Genomic DNA, 14,065 nt, shown 5'->3' on the forward strand with positions numbered 1-14,065 from the left:
GGTTGACCCGGACTGATTTCTGCGCGGCTGGGTGGTTGGCGGCGGTGGCTCCCGGTGCGATTCGATCTCGACTTGCTGAAAGGTCTTGTCCTCGTGGGTGTTGGAGATCCGTACGCGATCACGTCCCCTGAGCGTCGCCCCCGAAGTTCGCTGAATGATGTGTGGGGTGTTGTCGCGACGGTGATCGTCGCCGTACTCGCGGTCACGGCGGCCTCTGCTTCGGGTGTCGCGGGCGCTGAACCGGGAGATCCGTTGGCGCGCTTTCATCAGCAACATCTCGACTGGCGTACATGCGAGGACGCGGCCCTGACGGCGGAGGGTGCGGCCTGCACGGATGTCACCGTGCCACTCGATTACGGCAGGCCGGACGGGCCGAGCATCACCATTGCGGTCTCGCGGATCCCGGCCCGCGACATGGCACACCGTCGCGGTGTGCTGCTGACCAACTCGGGCGGACCGGGCACGCCTGGGCTCGATGCGTTCGATCTCGTCGGTGATGTTCTCGAACCGGATGTGCTGAGCCACTATGACCTGATCGGATTCGACCCGCGGGGAGTCGCCCGTTCCGGGCGGCACCAGCGGTGCGGATGGCCGGTCGCCGGCTCGATCCGCTCGGCCGGTGTCGGGTTCCCCGGATTCGTCGCCGAAACAGTCCTGCAGGCACAGCTGGCCGCCGATTGCCTGGTGGGCGATCGGGACTGGATGCGGCAGCTCAGCACTCGCAACACCGCCCGCGACATGGACGTGATCCGTGCCGCACTGAGTGAGGACCGCATCAGCTATTACGGCGTGTCCTACGGGACCTATCTGGGTGCGGTCTACGCCCAGCTGTTCCCCGATCGATCCGATCGCATGGTGCTCGACAGTGTCATCGATCCGCGGCGCTACTGGCTGGGGTTGCAGCAGGACTGGGGGCCGGCGGTGGAAGCGGCCTTCGACGACTGGGCCGGCTGGGTCGCCGCTCGTGACCAGCAGTACCACCTCGGCGACTCCGCGACCGCGGTACGTCGTGGAGTCGAGGACCTGATCGACCGTGCGTCGCTGTCGCCGATCGTGGTCGAGGGCTTCGGTTTCGACGATCATCTCCTGCCGAACCTGCTGTGGACGATGTTGCGGGACGCGCGATTGAACGAGGCTCTGGCGTCATCGGTACGGGCCGTCACCGACGCGGCCGACGGACGCACGCCGCAGGTGCCCCCACAGCTGCACCAGCAGATCGAGGCCGAGAAGCAAGGTGAGGATTCGGTGATGGTGCAGATCTGGTGTGCGGACGCACCGATGCCCGCCGACCCCGCCTGGTATTGGAACGCGATCCAGGCGGCGCGTCCGAGCCAGCCGATCTTCGCCGCACTGGCCAACAATATTCAACCCTGCGCGTTCTGGTCACCGCCCCCGGAACCGCCGACCGTGGTCGACAACGCCGTGCCCGCACTGATCCTGCAGGCCACCGGCGACAACCGGACGCCCTACCCCCATGCCGTAGCACTCCACCAGCAGATGTCGGGGTCACGCTTGATCACCTTGACCGACACCAGGATCCACATGGTGCTGCGCCCGGGTCTGAGCACCTGCATCCTCGACACCACCAACCGCTACTTCGGCGATGGAACCTTCCCGGCGGAAGACCGCACCTGCGCGCCCACCACACCACTCGAGTAGGCACGTATAACCGGGCCGTACCGCAACCGCCGCTGGCCTGGCATTCGATTCCTGCGCGATGTGGCCCACCACGGCGAACTCGCGGGCGTCCAGGAGTCGCCCGGCGCCCGGCTCGCGGTGAGCTGAACGGCTCCAAAGCCGAAGTCCCCCACCGAGATATGTCTCCCGGTGGGGGACTTCGGCAGTGTGCCGCAGGCGGTCACAGGCCGGCGGCTACCTCCTGCAGCTGCGCCATCCCGATCGGCGCGAATTCCGCCATCCCCGAGGCCGCCATGCCGTCCCGATCCGCGACGGACTGGAACACCGACAGTGACGTCACCCGCGTCTTGCCGTCTTCCTCGTCGAAGGTGACCGATTCCAGGCACACGTGTCCGGGCGTGCCGTCGAACTCGAAGGTGTTCACGATCCGGTCGGCGCTGACCTCGTGGTAGACGCCGCGGAATCCGTATTCGTTGCCCGCGGGATCGACGTGCACGATGTGCCACGATCCGCCCGTCACCGGCTCGAACCGCTCGACTTTGCTGGTGAGCTCGCGCGGCCCCCACCAGCGCACCATCAGGTCCGCTTCGGTGTAGGCGCGGTACACGGCGGCCTTGGGCGCGTCGATCAGGGCGACGGTGGTGGCCACATGGCTGTCGGGCTCGGCGGTGAAGGTGGTTTCCGGGTTGCTCATCGTCTCGTCCTGTCTCTCGAGTTTCTCGATCCCGGGCCGCGTCGGTGCGGCCTCGAAACATTGGACGACGCGAACCACTCGAATTAATCGCTTCAGCTGCCGCGACCGGGGCCATCGTCGACCCGGACATCGGTTTCCGGATCCAGGCAGATCGCCACATCGGTTGGTTCGGTGTCCGCGGGCGTGGTGGTCGCCGGGACCGTGGTGCTCGGGGCCGGTGTGGTGGTGGTCGGCCGCAGGGTCGCGAGGGCGGTCGGCGGCAGGGAGGGATCGGTTGGCGTCCCCATCATTCCGGGCATGAGCCGGTCCTTCCCCCATCGTCAGACCGGGGAGCCTAGCAGTGCCGGGCGCGAGCTCATCGATTCCGGCGAAAGCGGATCCGTGATGACCGATTGCGCGGCCGATTCGAATCGGTATCGGCGCAGCTACTTTCGATCCGAGACCGCGAGCCCGCACCGAGGTTCGTCTCGGTGGGGCTCGCGGCGTTCAGGTCCCCGTTGACCCGGACGATTCGGGACGACCTGGCCCTCCCCTCCAATGGCGGCCAGGGCGCCACCGAGGGTCAATCCTGTCAATCGGCCGATCCCGGGAGCAAGATCGGGAGCTGTCCCAACCTGGTGGTAGCGTCGGGCGCTCTACCCCCAATTCGGGGGAGCTCAATCTCGCACGGCCGCAAAGGGTTCACACATGCAGTTCGACAATGGGGTCGACGTCGAAATGCCGACGCTGGCGGCGTTCGTGAAGCGCCTGCGGTTGCGTCGAGGCTGGACCCAGCGTGAGTTCGCGCAGCACGCCCACCTCGGTATCGGCACCGTGCAGAAACTCGAGCAGGGCGACAAGGTCAGCGTGGGGGACCGCGCGTTGTCGGCGCTGGCCGACGCCGTCTGCGACAACGAGCACGAGCGTGAGCATCTGCGCGCCCTGGGCGGCCGCCCCGGTTTCGCGCTCGGTGAGGCCGCCTCCGCCGCCGACATGTCGGCGCTGCTCGACCAGCTCACCTCGATTCCCGCTGCCTGGGTGGTGAATTGGGGTGTGGCCGCCGCGAACGACCAGTACCGCCGTCTGATGCCCGGTATCGCCGAGGCGCCCAGCATCGCCCACTGGCTGTTCGGCGATCCCCGTTCCCGGCTGGTGTTCCCGGACTGGCAGACCGAGGCCGCGTACATGGTGGGCATCCTGCGCCACTATTACGTGGCTGCCCCGGCCCTCGGGGCCACCGAGAACACCAGCGTCACCGCCGATATCGTCCGGGAGTTGTCCGGCCGTCACCCGGATTTCCGCCGCTTCTGGGCCGCCGGCGACGTCTACGTCCGCCGCCCCGACAGCGATCGCCGCGTCTGGTCCCCGGCCACCGCGACCATGACGGCGTGGCGCGAATCCCTGATCCCCGCCGCCTCGGGCTGGCTGGCCATGTGCTTTCCCACCGCCCCCGCGACCTGATCTCCGAAGATTCCCGATCCGCGCCCGTCCCCGACCTACACTCGAGGTCGCTCGAGTGGAAGGACGCACAGCCATGCCGGTGGAAGTTGTTGGGGACGTCCGCAAATGGCTCGAGGAGCCCCGTTTCTGGACGGTCGGCACCCTGAACGAGGACGGCTCCCCCCAGCTGACCCCCATGTGGGTCGGCCTCGAAACCGTCGACGGCACAGAGCACATCGTGATGAACACCTCCGTGGGCCGCGTCAAGGAACAAAACCTCCGCCGCGACCCCCGCCTCTCCCTCTCCAGCTTCGACCCGGACCAGCCCTACGACCGAGTCGAAATCCGCGGCCGCGCAGTCGGATTCATCGAGGGCCAGAAAGCGATCCACATCATGGACCGTCTGGCGCAGAAGTACCTGAACGCCGAAACCTTCCCCTGGCTGATCGACGGCGAGACCCGGGTCGCGGTCCTCATCCTCCCCGACCGCATCCACCGCACCATCGGCGTCGAACCCTTCCGCCCAGGAATCCTCCCCGACGGCCGGGTCCTGTAGGTTTGCTCGTGTAGGGCATCGGTCCAGTTACGGTGCCCCATTACGGGGTTGAGGGGGAATCGATGGCCGAAGACCTGGATCTGCTGGCGGAGAAGATCAGACAGGTCGATGATGCGATCCTTCAGGTGCGAGGACGCGCTCAGGCGTCGGAGGGGCTGGTCATCGTCGAATCGGACGCCTATGGGGCGATCACGGATCTGCGAATCTCCCCGTACGCCATGAGCGCTGATGCGGACCGGCTCGCCGGGGTCATCGTGCAGTGCCACCGCACCGCCCGGCAGCGCGCCGAGGCCGAAGCCGCTCGCGTCCACGCGCAGCTGGAGGCGAACGCCCGGCGCACGGCCGCACCCGCCGCCCAGGCTCCCGCCGCCCAGGATTGGGAAGAGCCTGCGCCCCTTCGCATCACGTTCGGGATCTGAGCCCGTGCAATTCGATACCGCGAAGATGCGGCAGCTCGCCACCGACCAGCGGACCGCGGCGGAGGCCATCGCGAAGCTCGCGGAGGGCGGCGCGGAAGGCCGTAGCGGCGTCGCCATCAACGACCGCGAATCGGCGCGGACCAAGATGCCGCACTGCGACCTGGCGACCCGGACCGAGGAATCGCTGAAGGCCATGGATCGCGTTCTCGCCCTGCACGCCAAGCGACTCCGTGAGTTCGCCGACGCGACGGACGGGGCCGCCAACGCCATCGACAAGACCGAAGCGATCAACGCCGACGCGTTCAAGGCGATCAAATGACCGACGACGACAAACTCAAGATCTCGGAGGTGCTGGCCTGGGACCCGTCGGCGCTCAGTCTGGTGGTCGCGAAGGTGCAGCAGGCGGCGACCACCCTGGAACAGCAGGTCACCGACGCCGACGGCAAGGTGCAGAAGTCAGGCGACTACTTCGGCGACCAGGCCGGTCAGGGCGCGCAAAACAGTGTCCGCCAAGTTCAAGACCGACGGCACCACGACGGCCGACTCGTACCGGACCATGGCCCGGGTCGTCGACGACGCGAACCACGAACTCGCGGTCAAGATCGCCACGCTGCGGTCCGTGGTCGAGGAGGTCAAGGAATCGAAGTGGGATCTGTTCTACAAGGACACCACCGGTGACGTGCAGTCGCGAAAGTCCAACTGGGAGACCGCGACCAGCACCTCCCCGTACGGCGCCGCCGCGGTCGCGCTGAAGACGGCGGCCCAGATGTCCTTGGGCGGTGATCTCACCCAGGCGTTCTACGACGTCAAGGAGATCGACAAGCTCGCCGCGCAGGCGGTGGCGCGCTGTCTCGAGACGCTGACCGACTCGGTGAAGCTGGCAGTGGTCGGGATGCCGACGGACGCGGATCTGGCTCGAATCCTGAAGGACTACCAGACAGCCGTGTCGACGTCCGGTACCACGCTCTGGCCCGACAACACCCTCCTGAACATCCTGAGGCTGAAGTACCCCGACCTGGAACCCATCGAGATGACCGGCGAGGAAGCCGCAGCATTGGACGAGCTCGCCAATCCGCTCCACGGTGGGAATCCGGCCAATGCACTGAAGTTCTTCGAAATCAAGAACGAAGCGGAAGCCCTCGGCGGAGGCAAGGATCCGAGCGCGAACAAATACACCCAGGAGAAGGCCAGTTCGACCGCCGATGGTCAGGCGGACGCCTTGCGTCACTCGTATTGGAACGCGCGCATGAGCCAGGAGTTCGGCGAGGACTGGACCACGAAGTATGCGACCGCGCACGAGAAGACCGCGGGCAACCCACCGGCTCGTGAGGCGATGGACCTCTACAACAACGAACAGGGACGGATCATCGCGAGCCAAAACCCGGGTGCCACTCCCGAACAGCTGAAAGCGAAGATCATCGAGTCGATCGACAACGGTCGGATGGTGGTTATCGCCGCGTCCCCGGACGGTGGGGCTCCTCAGCTCGCGAAGAGCAATATCCCGGTGATGGATACCGCCGTCATTGCCGGAGCCGACATTCCATTGCCTCGTGGAAAGTTCTGATCCGATGAAGATTATGCGTCTCGCGTTGATCGCCCTCATCGTGCCGATGGCCGGTGCGTGTTCTGTCGTCTCGCATGATTCGAGTACGCAGAGCTGCGCGGGCGAGTTCGACCTCACCGAGCTCAGGGAGCCACTCGGATCGAGTGTCGCGCTGCTCGCGGAGATGCAGCGCGCCAAGCGCGACAGACAGCCCGCTCGGATGGAAGACCTCACCCGCGCGGCCGGTTGGGCCGACGGCTGGGATCTCATGGCGGATGTGCATTCGAGCACCCGCGAGCCCGTGCTGAACGGGTTGACGCAAACACCCGGGTACTGCTGGAAAGACCTTCCCGCGGTGAGGGAACCGGTTCCCGAAGGGTTCTATCTCTTCTTCAAGGACCGTGTCCCGGTGCAGCGGGTCGACTGGCGTGCTGATTCCGCGCCGCTCAATCTGCGGACCGGTACGACGCTGACGCCTCAGACCCAGTTGGCCGTCAGCGGTCCGGGGCTCGCTCCGGCGTGACGTCCCGCCGGCTCACTGTTCTGATCATGTCCGTGACACTGATGGTGTCGGCGGTGATCGGGCTTGGCATCGCCGGAGTCTGCTGGAAACTCTCGCACTTGGTGCAGCCCGTGCCGGAGGAGAAGACCGAATCGTGGGGCGACTACTGGCCTCTCGTGACGTCGTTCTACCAGATGCTTCCGTCGAAACCGAGCGGCACGGGGTGGGCCGGGGCCCACTGTGCGGCTGTGGGTTCCATTGCCGTGCGGCCGGGAGATCCGGTTCCGGTCCGGCAGATCATCTGCGACGACCCCAACGACCTCACAACCGTGTTCACCGAATACGCGAATCCGGCCGATCTGAAGACCTACCTCGACGCCCATACGGTTCGTGTTCGCGAGCGCGAAACCCCCGGTGGCTCAATGGCTCTCCTGCGCCCTACCGACTCATCGGCCAACTTCGTCATGGCCTCCTGCCCGGGCACGGAACTCGAGGGCCAGACAATGCTGGTCGAGGCCTCATCGCCGGGACGAACATTCGATGATCTGTATGTCAGCTGGTGGTTGTGGACCCAGATCAAGTGAGCGCCCGCCCGGATGGGTTGACCGCCGCCGCGATTGGCCGTCGCGGCACCGGCGCGCTAGCGTGACGATTCGTCGGAAATGACGGTTTCTAATCGGGGGTGGGTTCCGTATGCGCTGGGTGCTGGCCGTGGCGGCGGTGTTGTTGGCTCTGTTCACAACAGGGTGTGGGCTCATCGATGGCTCCGCGAACAATGTCTCGCAGGGCGACTGCCTGAAGAAGTCCGGTGACGAGGGCTTCGACAAGGTGTCGTGCTCGGCATCGGACGTGGGCTTCGTGGTGCTCGACCGCGCCGGCAGCGGCAAGGCCCACAACCGGTGCGTGGATGTGCCGGGTACCGAGTACGTATATACGGACAAGGGCAGTGGGTCGATCTGCGTCGGGATCAAGGGTGCTGATCCGGCTCACGCGGCGAATGCGGCTCAGAAGGGTGATTGCCTCACCGATACCCAGGGCAGTGCCGTGCAGAAGGTGGCGTGCACCGACCCGACCGCTGTCTATCGTGTCCTGGCCCGCCCCGACGGCTCCGAGTTCATGACGGATTCGGCGTGCAAGAGCGTCGCGGGCACGCAGACCACGTACAGCTACCTGCTCAAGGCGAAGAAGGGTATCGGCGCGTTCGGGACCGGCATCGTATTCTGTTTGATCGCAAAGGATTCCGACGCGACCCGCACGATCGACAACGCGAAGGTCGGCGACTGCCTGAAGAAGACCGGCGCCAACGACGTCGAGATCACCGGCTGCACCGCGCCCGACGCGAAGTACAAGATCCTCAGCTCGGTGCTCGACAAATCCTTCTGCGACCGCGTCACTGGCTCCATCGCCAGCTACTCCTATCAACAGGCCGGCGAGATCATGCCGAAGGTCTACTGCCTCGGATCGCCCCGTTGATGTGACGCGGACCTCGATTTGGTCGCTGATCAGGGGTTGTCTACACTAGACCGGTTGCTCGGGCACAGCTGTGTCCGCACGCGTTCTCGCGTGCGGCGTTGCTCCGCAGCACAAGCGAATCATCCGGTCGGGCGTTCCCGGCTGGACCGCCCCGAATTGTCGTAGGCCCACGACCGCCGATCTCAGACGGTGCTGAATGGGAACCGCGGCAGGAAGGTACCGGTCAAACACATGACCATGACTGATCCCATCGCAGACTTCTTGACCCGTCTGCGCAACGCCAACTCGGCGTACCACGATCAGGTGAAGGCGCCGCACTCGAAGCTCAAGGTGAACATCGCCGAGATCCTCAAGCGCGAGGGCTACATCGCCGACTTCCGCGTCGAAGATGCGCCCGTCGGCAAGAACCTGATCGTCGACCTGAAGTACGGCCCGAGCCGTGAGCGCTCCCTGCAGGGTGTGCGCCGCGTGTCGAAGCCGGGCCTCCGGGTTTACGCGAAGTCCACCAACCTGCCCAAGGTGCTCGGCGGCCTCGGCGTGGCGATTATCTCCACGTCCTCCGGTCTGCTCACTGACCGTCAGGCCAAGCAGCAGGGCGTGGGCGGCGAAGTCCTCGCCTACGTCTGGTAAGGGAGGTAGGAACAATGTCGCGTATCGGTAAGAAGCCGATCCCGGTTCCCGCCGGCGTCGAGGTGACCATCGACGGCCAGAACGTGACGGTCAAGGGTTCCAAGGGCACCCTGTCCCACGTTGTCGCCGAGCCGATCACCGTCGCCCGGGCTGAGTCCGGTGAGCTCGAGGTCGTTCGTCCGAACGACGAGCGTCAGAACCGCTCGCTGCACGGCCTGACCCGCACCCTGATCAGCAACATGATCGAGGGCGTCACCAAGGGTTACGAGAAGAAGATGGAAATCTTCGGCGTCGGTTACCGCGTCGCTGCCAAGGGCTCGAACCTCGAGTTCGCCCTGGGTTACAGCCACCCGGTTCCGGTCGACGCCCCCGAGGGCATCACCTTCGCGGTGGAGTCCCCGACCAAGTTCTCGGTGTCCGGCATCGACAAGCAGAAGGTCGGCCAGATCGCCGCGGTGATCCACGGCCTGCGTAAGCCCGATCCGTACAAGGGCAAGGGCATCCGCTACGCCGGCGAGGTCGTTCGCCGCAAGGTCGGAAAGACGGGTAAGTAAGCCATGGCACAAACCGAAAAGCAGAAGGCCGCTCGTAAGCCGATCGGCAAGGACGCCTCGACCTCGCGCCGCCTGTCGAAGACGCGTCGTCACTTCCGTCTGCGCAAGAAGGTCGTCGGCACCACCGAGCGTCCGCGCCTGGTGGTCAACCGCTCCGCGCGCCACCTGCACGCCCAGCTGATCGACGATTCGGCCGGCAAGACCATTGCCGCCGCGTCGACCATCGAGGCCGATGTGCGTGCGCTCGAGGGTGACAAGTCCGCCAAGGGCGCCAAGGTCGGCGAGCTCATCGCCGCCCGCGCCAAGGCTGCCGGCGTCGAGGCGGTCGTGTTCGACCGTGGTGGTCACGACTACCACGGCCGTATCGCGGCTCTCGCCGACGCCGCCCGTGAAGGTGGGCTGAAGTTCTGATGATCAACACTGCGAACGAAGGGAACGTCTGATGCCGGGACGTCAGCGGCGTGACGGCGGAAACAACGGTCCCGCCGGACAGAACAGTGGCAGCGACAACCGCGATCAGCGTGGTGGCGGTCGTGGCCGTCGCGACGACAATCGTCGGGACAATGCCGCCGAGAAGAACCAGCTCGAGCGCGTCGTCGCGATCAACCGCGTCTCCAAGGTCGTGAAGGGTGGTCGTCGCTTCAGCTTCACCGCCCTCGTGATCGTCGGTGACGGCAACGGTCTCGTCGGCGTTGGCTACGGCAAGGCCAAGGAAGTTCCCGCGGCCATCCAGAAGGGTGTCGAAGAGGCTCGCAAGAACTTCTTCCGCGTTCCGATGATCGGCTCCACGGTCACCCACCCGGTTCAGGGTGAGGCGGCTGCCGGTGTCGTCATGCTGCGTCCGGCTTCGCCCGGTACCGGTGTGATCGCCGGTGGCGCGTGCCGTGCCGTTCTGGAGTGCGCCGGCATCCATGATGTTCTGGCCAAGTCGCTCGGTAGCGACAACGCCATCAACGTCGTGCACGCCACGGTTGCGGCTCTGAAGATGCTGCAGCGTCCCGAAGAGGTCGCGGCCCGTCGTGGCCTGCCGATCGAGGACGTGGCCCCGGCCGGCATGCTGCGTGCGCGCGCGGGACAGGGAGTCTGATATGGCACAGCTGAAAGTGACCCAGGTCAAGTCCAGCATCGGCGCCAAGGCGAATCAGCGCGAGTCGCTGCGCACCCTCGGGCTGCGCAAGATCCGCCAGTCCGTGACGCGTGAGGACAACGCGCAGAACCGCGGCCTGATCAACGTCGTGCGCCACCTCGTGGAAGTTGAGGAGGTCTAAGCATGACCATCAAGTTGCATCACCTGCGTCCTGCCCCGGGTGCCAAGACCGAGAAGACCCGTGTGGGTCGCGGTGAGGGCTCCAAGGGTAAGACCGCGGGCCGCGGTACCAAGGGTACGAAGGCTCGCAAGAACGTCCCCGTCCGCTTCGAGGGCGGTCAGATGCCGATTCACATGCGTCTGCCCAAGCTCAAGGGCTTCACCAACCCGTTCCGCACCGAGTACCAGGTCGTGAACGTCGGTGACATCGCCCGCGTGTTCCCTCAGGGCGGAACCATCGGCAAGGCCGAGCTGGTCGCCAACGGCCTTGTTCGCAAGAACGAGCTCGTGAAGGTGCTCGGCGAGGGCGAAATCGCTGTGGCCGTGCAGGTTTCGGCCGACAAGTTCTCCGGCTCCGCCAAGGAGAAGATCGCCGCGGCGGGTGGCACTGCCACCGAGCTGGCCTGACGGTAACCTGAAGTAGCAACGGCACCGGGCGAGTCGCGAGCTCGCCCGGTGCCGCTGTTAAAGTTCAAGTGTTGTCTGCCAACACCCCGTCATGGTTCTCGGCGTTCTTTCGCTGAATCCGTGGCCTGACCTATGTCGTTAGCCAGGAGGATCTGTGCTTTCCGCCTTCGTGTCGGCTTTCCGGACCCCGGACTTACGGCGGAAGATTCTCTTCACGCTGGGACTGATCGCGCTCTACCGGCTCGGTGCGTCGCTGCCTTCGCCGGGCGTCAGTTACAAGAACGTTCAAGAGTGCGTCAATCTGGTCAACGGCGGTGACTCCGCCGGCATCTACCAGCTGATCAACCTCTTCTCCGGCGGCGCGCTGCTGCAGCTGTCCGTGTTCGCGATCGGCATCATGCCGTACATCACGGCCAGCATCATCATCCAGCTGTTGACCGTCGTGATCCCGCGGTTCGAGGAACTGCGAAAAGAGGGTCAAGCGGGTCAGAACAAGATGACCCAGTACACGCGCTATCTGTCCGTGGCGCTGGCGATCCTGCAGTCGACCGGTCTGGTCGCGCTCGCCTCCCGCGGTCAGCTGCTGCGTGGCTGCCCCAAGGACATTCTCGACGACACCTCTATCTTCGGCATGATCATCATCGTGCTGGTCATGACCGCGGGCGCGGCCCTGGTCATGTGGTTCGGCGAGCAGATCACCGAGCGCGGCATCGGTAACGGCATGTCGCTGTTGATCTTCGCGGGTATCGCCGCCCGCATCCCCTCCGAGGGCAAGATGATCTGGGACAGCCGCGGCGTGGGCATCTTCGCCCTGGTCTGCGCGGCCGCCCTGGTGGTCATCGTCGGCGTCATCTTCGTGGAGCAGGGCCAGCGCCGGATTCCGGTGCAGTACGCCAAGCGCGTGGTCGGCCGGAAGATGTACGGCGGTTCCTCGACCTATCTGCCGCTGAAGGTCAACCAGGCGGGTGTCATCCCGGTGATCTTCGCGTCCTCGCTGCTGTACCTGCCGAACCTGCTGGCGCAGCTGACCCAGAAGAGCACGGGCAATCCGGCCAAGTGGCAGGAGCTGATCCAGAAGTATCTGGTCAACCCGAGCAACCCGGTCTATGTGGCGATCTACTTCGCCCTGATCGTGTTCTTCACCTACTTCTACGTCGCGATCACCTTCAACCCGGAGGAGCGCGCGGACGAGATGAAGAAGTTCGGCGGCTTCATCCCGGGCTACCGGCCGGGCAAGCCGACCGCCGATTACCTGAACTATGTCCTGAGCCGGATCACCCTCCCCGGCTCCATCTACCTCGGTGCTGTCGCTGTTCTGCCGAACCTGCTCCTCGGGATCGGGGCCTCCGGCGGCGTGACGAATCTGCCGTTCGGTGGTACCGCGGTGCTGATCATTGTGAGCGTCGGCCTCGATACCGTGAAGCAAATCGAGAGCCAGTTGATGAACCGAAACTACGAAGGGTTCCTGAAGTGAGACTCGTACTGCTCGGACCGCCGGGCGCCGGTAAAGGCACCCAGGCCGAACTGTTGTCGGAAAAGCTCGGTGTTCCGCACATCTCCACTGGAGCCCTGTTTCGCACGAACATCGACCAGCAGACCGCGCTGGGCAAGGAAGCCCAGGGGTACATCGACGCCGGCAACCTGGTGCCGTCGGACGTGACCAACCGCATGGTCGAGGCCCGTATCGCCGAGCCGGACGCCGTCAACGGCTTCATCCTGGACGGCTACCCGCGCACCGTGGATCAGGCCGAGGCGCTGGAGAAGATGCTGAAGGGCATGGGCAAGGAGCTCGACGCCGTGCTGTCCTTCGTGGTCGACGAGGACGTGGTGGTCGAGCGCATGCTGGCCCGCGGCCGCGGCGACGACACCGAAGAGGTCATTCGCAACCGCATGCGCGTCTACCGCGAGGAGACCGAGCCGCTGCTGGTGCACTACGACGGCCAGGTCGTGTCGGTCGAGGGCGTCGGCGAGATCGAGGACGTCAACGCGAACGCGCTCAAGGCCCTGGGTCGCTGAATGGTCTTCGGCCGTAAGAGCAAGCGGGTGGTGCCTTTCCGCACCGCCGGTGAACTGGATGCCATGGCGGCGGCCGGCGCTATCGTCGGCCGCGCGCTGGTGGCGGTGCGCGCTGCCGCCAAGCCCGGGGTTTCGACCCTGGAGCTGGACGAGGTGGCCGAGCAGGTCATCCGTGAGGCCAACGCGATCCCGTCGTTCAAGGGCTACCACGGCTTCCCGGGTTCGATCTGCTCGTCGGTGAACGATCGTGTGGTGCACGGCATCCCGTCCAAGGGCGACATCCTGTCCGAGGGCGATCTGGTCTCCATCGACTGCGGCGCCATCCTCGACGGCTGGCACGGCGACTCGGCGTGGACCTTCGGCGTCGGCACCATCATCGAGGCGGACCGCCTGCTCAGCGAGGCGACCAAGCTCTCGATGGAGGCCGGCATCGCCGCCATGATCCCCGGCAACCGCCTTTCGGACGTCTCGCACGCCATCGAGCAGGGCACTTACGCCGCGGAGAAGTTGCACGGCCGCAAGTACGGCATCGTCGCCGGCTACGGCGGTCACGCCATCGGCCGTGAGATGCACATGGACCCCTTCCTGCCGAATGAGGGCGCTCCCGGCAAGGGTCCCGAGCTGCGCGTCGGCTCGGTCCTGGCCATCGAGCCCATGCTCACCCTCGGCACCACGGAAACCCATGAGCTGGACGATCATTGGACTGTCGTCACCGACGACGGTTCCCGTGCCGCGCACTGGGAGCACACGGTCGCGGTGACCGAGAACGGTCCCCGCATCCTGACTCTCCGCCCGGAGTAACCCTCCGCCGCAATCCGCTTCCGCACCCGCCTCGGCCTCGCCGCGGCGGGTGCGGTCGTTTGCGCGGGTTACGATCGAGGTCGCAGTGGTCCAGGGGAGGGGATTG

At 65.7% G+C, this 14,065-nt stretch carries 20 protein-coding genes; 18 read left to right on the forward strand and 2 right to left on the reverse strand.

Going from position 1 to position 14,065, the window contains the following annotated elements; genetic code table 11:
• The first annotated feature begins 54 nt into the window (after nt 1-54).
• Nucleotides 55-1,659 carry an alpha/beta fold hydrolase gene (locus ACQPYY_RS04130; protein WP_433592794.1) on the forward strand — a complete coding sequence of 535 codons (1,605 nt, stop codon included), beginning with the start codon at nt 55-57 and terminating at the stop codon, nt 1,657-1,659.
• Between the two features lie 199 nt (nt 1,660-1,858).
• Here the strand turns inward: ACQPYY_RS04130 and ACQPYY_RS04135 are convergent, their stop codons facing one another.
• Nucleotides 1,859-2,332: an SRPBCC family protein gene (locus ACQPYY_RS04135; protein ID WP_433592795.1), complete on the reverse strand. Its 474-nt coding sequence runs from the start codon at nt 2,330-2,332 to the stop codon at nt 1,859-1,861.
• Nucleotides 2,333-2,424: 92 nt separating this feature from the next.
• Complete coding sequence (locus ACQPYY_RS04140; protein ID WP_433592796.1) at nt 2,425-2,631, reverse strand: hypothetical protein; 207 nt, start codon at nt 2,629-2,631, stop codon at nt 2,425-2,427.
• Between the two features lie 388 nt (nt 2,632-3,019).
• Here ACQPYY_RS04140 and ACQPYY_RS04145 point away from each other — a divergent pair, with 388 nt between their 5' ends.
• From ACQPYY_RS04145 to map, 17 genes are all read left to right on the forward strand, one after another.
• On the forward strand, nt 3,020-3,772 hold the full coding sequence (locus ACQPYY_RS04145) for a helix-turn-helix transcriptional regulator (RefSeq protein WP_433592797.1): 753 nt from the start codon (nt 3,020-3,022) through the stop codon (nt 3,770-3,772).
• 73 nt (nt 3,773-3,845) lie between these two features.
• Nucleotides 3,846-4,307, forward strand: coding sequence for a PPOX class F420-dependent oxidoreductase (locus tag ACQPYY_RS04150; RefSeq protein WP_433592798.1), 462 nt, complete (start codon nt 3,846-3,848; stop codon nt 4,305-4,307).
• A gap of 62 nt (nt 4,308-4,369) precedes the next feature.
• Entirely contained in the window at nt 4,370-4,726 is a 357-nt protein-coding gene (locus tag ACQPYY_RS04155; protein WP_433592799.1) for a YbaB/EbfC family nucleoid-associated protein, read from the forward strand.
• A 4-nt stretch (nt 4,727-4,730) separates the two neighbouring features.
• Nucleotides 4,731-5,045, forward strand: coding sequence for a hypothetical protein (locus ACQPYY_RS04160; RefSeq protein ID WP_433592800.1), 315 nt, complete (start codon nt 4,731-4,733; stop codon nt 5,043-5,045).
• 183 nt (nt 5,046-5,228) lie between these two features.
• Nucleotides 5,229-6,290 (forward strand): DUF6973 domain-containing protein, encoded by a 1,062-nt coding sequence (locus tag ACQPYY_RS04165; protein WP_433592801.1) that lies wholly within the window; start codon nt 5,229-5,231, stop codon nt 6,288-6,290.
• A 4-nt stretch (nt 6,291-6,294) separates the two neighbouring features.
• On the forward strand, nt 6,295-6,792 hold the full coding sequence (locus tag ACQPYY_RS04170) for a hypothetical protein (RefSeq protein ID WP_433592802.1): 498 nt from the start codon (nt 6,295-6,297) through the stop codon (nt 6,790-6,792).
• A gap of 26 nt (nt 6,793-6,818) precedes the next feature.
• Nucleotides 6,819-7,355: a hypothetical protein gene (locus ACQPYY_RS04175; RefSeq protein ID WP_433592803.1), complete on the forward strand. Its 537-nt coding sequence runs from the start codon at nt 6,819-6,821 to the stop codon at nt 7,353-7,355.
• Between the two features lie 109 nt (nt 7,356-7,464).
• Nucleotides 7,465-8,244, forward strand: coding sequence for an LppU/SCO3897 family protein (locus ACQPYY_RS04180; RefSeq protein ID WP_433592804.1), 780 nt, complete (start codon nt 7,465-7,467; stop codon nt 8,242-8,244).
• Between the two features lie 231 nt (nt 8,245-8,475).
• Entirely contained in the window at nt 8,476-8,874 is a 399-nt protein-coding gene (rpsH, locus tag ACQPYY_RS04185) for a 30S ribosomal protein S8 (RefSeq protein WP_213558035.1), read from the forward strand.
• A 14-nt stretch (nt 8,875-8,888) separates the two neighbouring features.
• On the forward strand, nt 8,889-9,428 hold the full coding sequence (gene rplF / locus ACQPYY_RS04190) for a 50S ribosomal protein L6 (RefSeq protein ID WP_033087353.1): 540 nt from the start codon (nt 8,889-8,891) through the stop codon (nt 9,426-9,428).
• Nucleotides 9,429-9,431: 3 nt separating this feature from the next.
• Nucleotides 9,432-9,839, forward strand: a complete 408-nt coding sequence (gene rplR / locus ACQPYY_RS04195) for a 50S ribosomal protein L18 (protein WP_357089108.1) — start codon at nt 9,432-9,434, stop codon at nt 9,837-9,839.
• Between the two features lie 31 nt (nt 9,840-9,870).
• Nucleotides 9,871-10,515, forward strand: a complete 645-nt coding sequence (gene rpsE, locus ACQPYY_RS04200; protein ID WP_433592805.1) for a 30S ribosomal protein S5 — start codon at nt 9,871-9,873, stop codon at nt 10,513-10,515.
• Between the two features lies 1 nt (nt 10,516).
• The gene (gene rpmD, locus ACQPYY_RS04205; RefSeq protein WP_040804320.1) at nt 10,517-10,696 is read left to right on the forward strand and encodes a 50S ribosomal protein L30; all 180 of its coding nucleotides are present in this window, start codon (nt 10,517-10,519) and stop codon (nt 10,694-10,696) included.
• A 2-nt stretch (nt 10,697-10,698) separates the two neighbouring features.
• Nucleotides 10,699-11,142: a 50S ribosomal protein L15 gene (gene rplO, locus ACQPYY_RS04210; protein WP_357285164.1), complete on the forward strand. Its 444-nt coding sequence runs from the start codon at nt 10,699-10,701 to the stop codon at nt 11,140-11,142.
• 154 nt (nt 11,143-11,296) lie between these two features.
• Complete coding sequence (secY, locus tag ACQPYY_RS04215) at nt 11,297-12,616, forward strand: preprotein translocase subunit SecY (RefSeq protein ID WP_357089100.1); 1,320 nt, start codon at nt 11,297-11,299, stop codon at nt 12,614-12,616.
• Nucleotides 12,613-13,158: an adenylate kinase gene (locus ACQPYY_RS04220; protein WP_357285167.1), complete on the forward strand. Its 546-nt coding sequence runs from the start codon at nt 12,613-12,615 to the stop codon at nt 13,156-13,158. Before secY ends, ACQPYY_RS04220 begins: the two co-directional genes overlap by 4 nt.
• Nucleotides 13,159-13,959, forward strand: a complete 801-nt coding sequence (gene map / locus ACQPYY_RS04225) for a type I methionyl aminopeptidase (protein WP_379105099.1) — start codon at nt 13,159-13,161, stop codon at nt 13,957-13,959. It abuts the gene before it with no gap.
• The last annotated feature ends 106 nt before the right edge of the window (nt 13,960-14,065 follow it).

The organism is Nocardia sp. CA-145437 (assembly GCF_050956485.1).
Lineage (GTDB): Bacteria > Actinomycetota > Actinomycetes > Mycobacteriales > Mycobacteriaceae > Nocardia.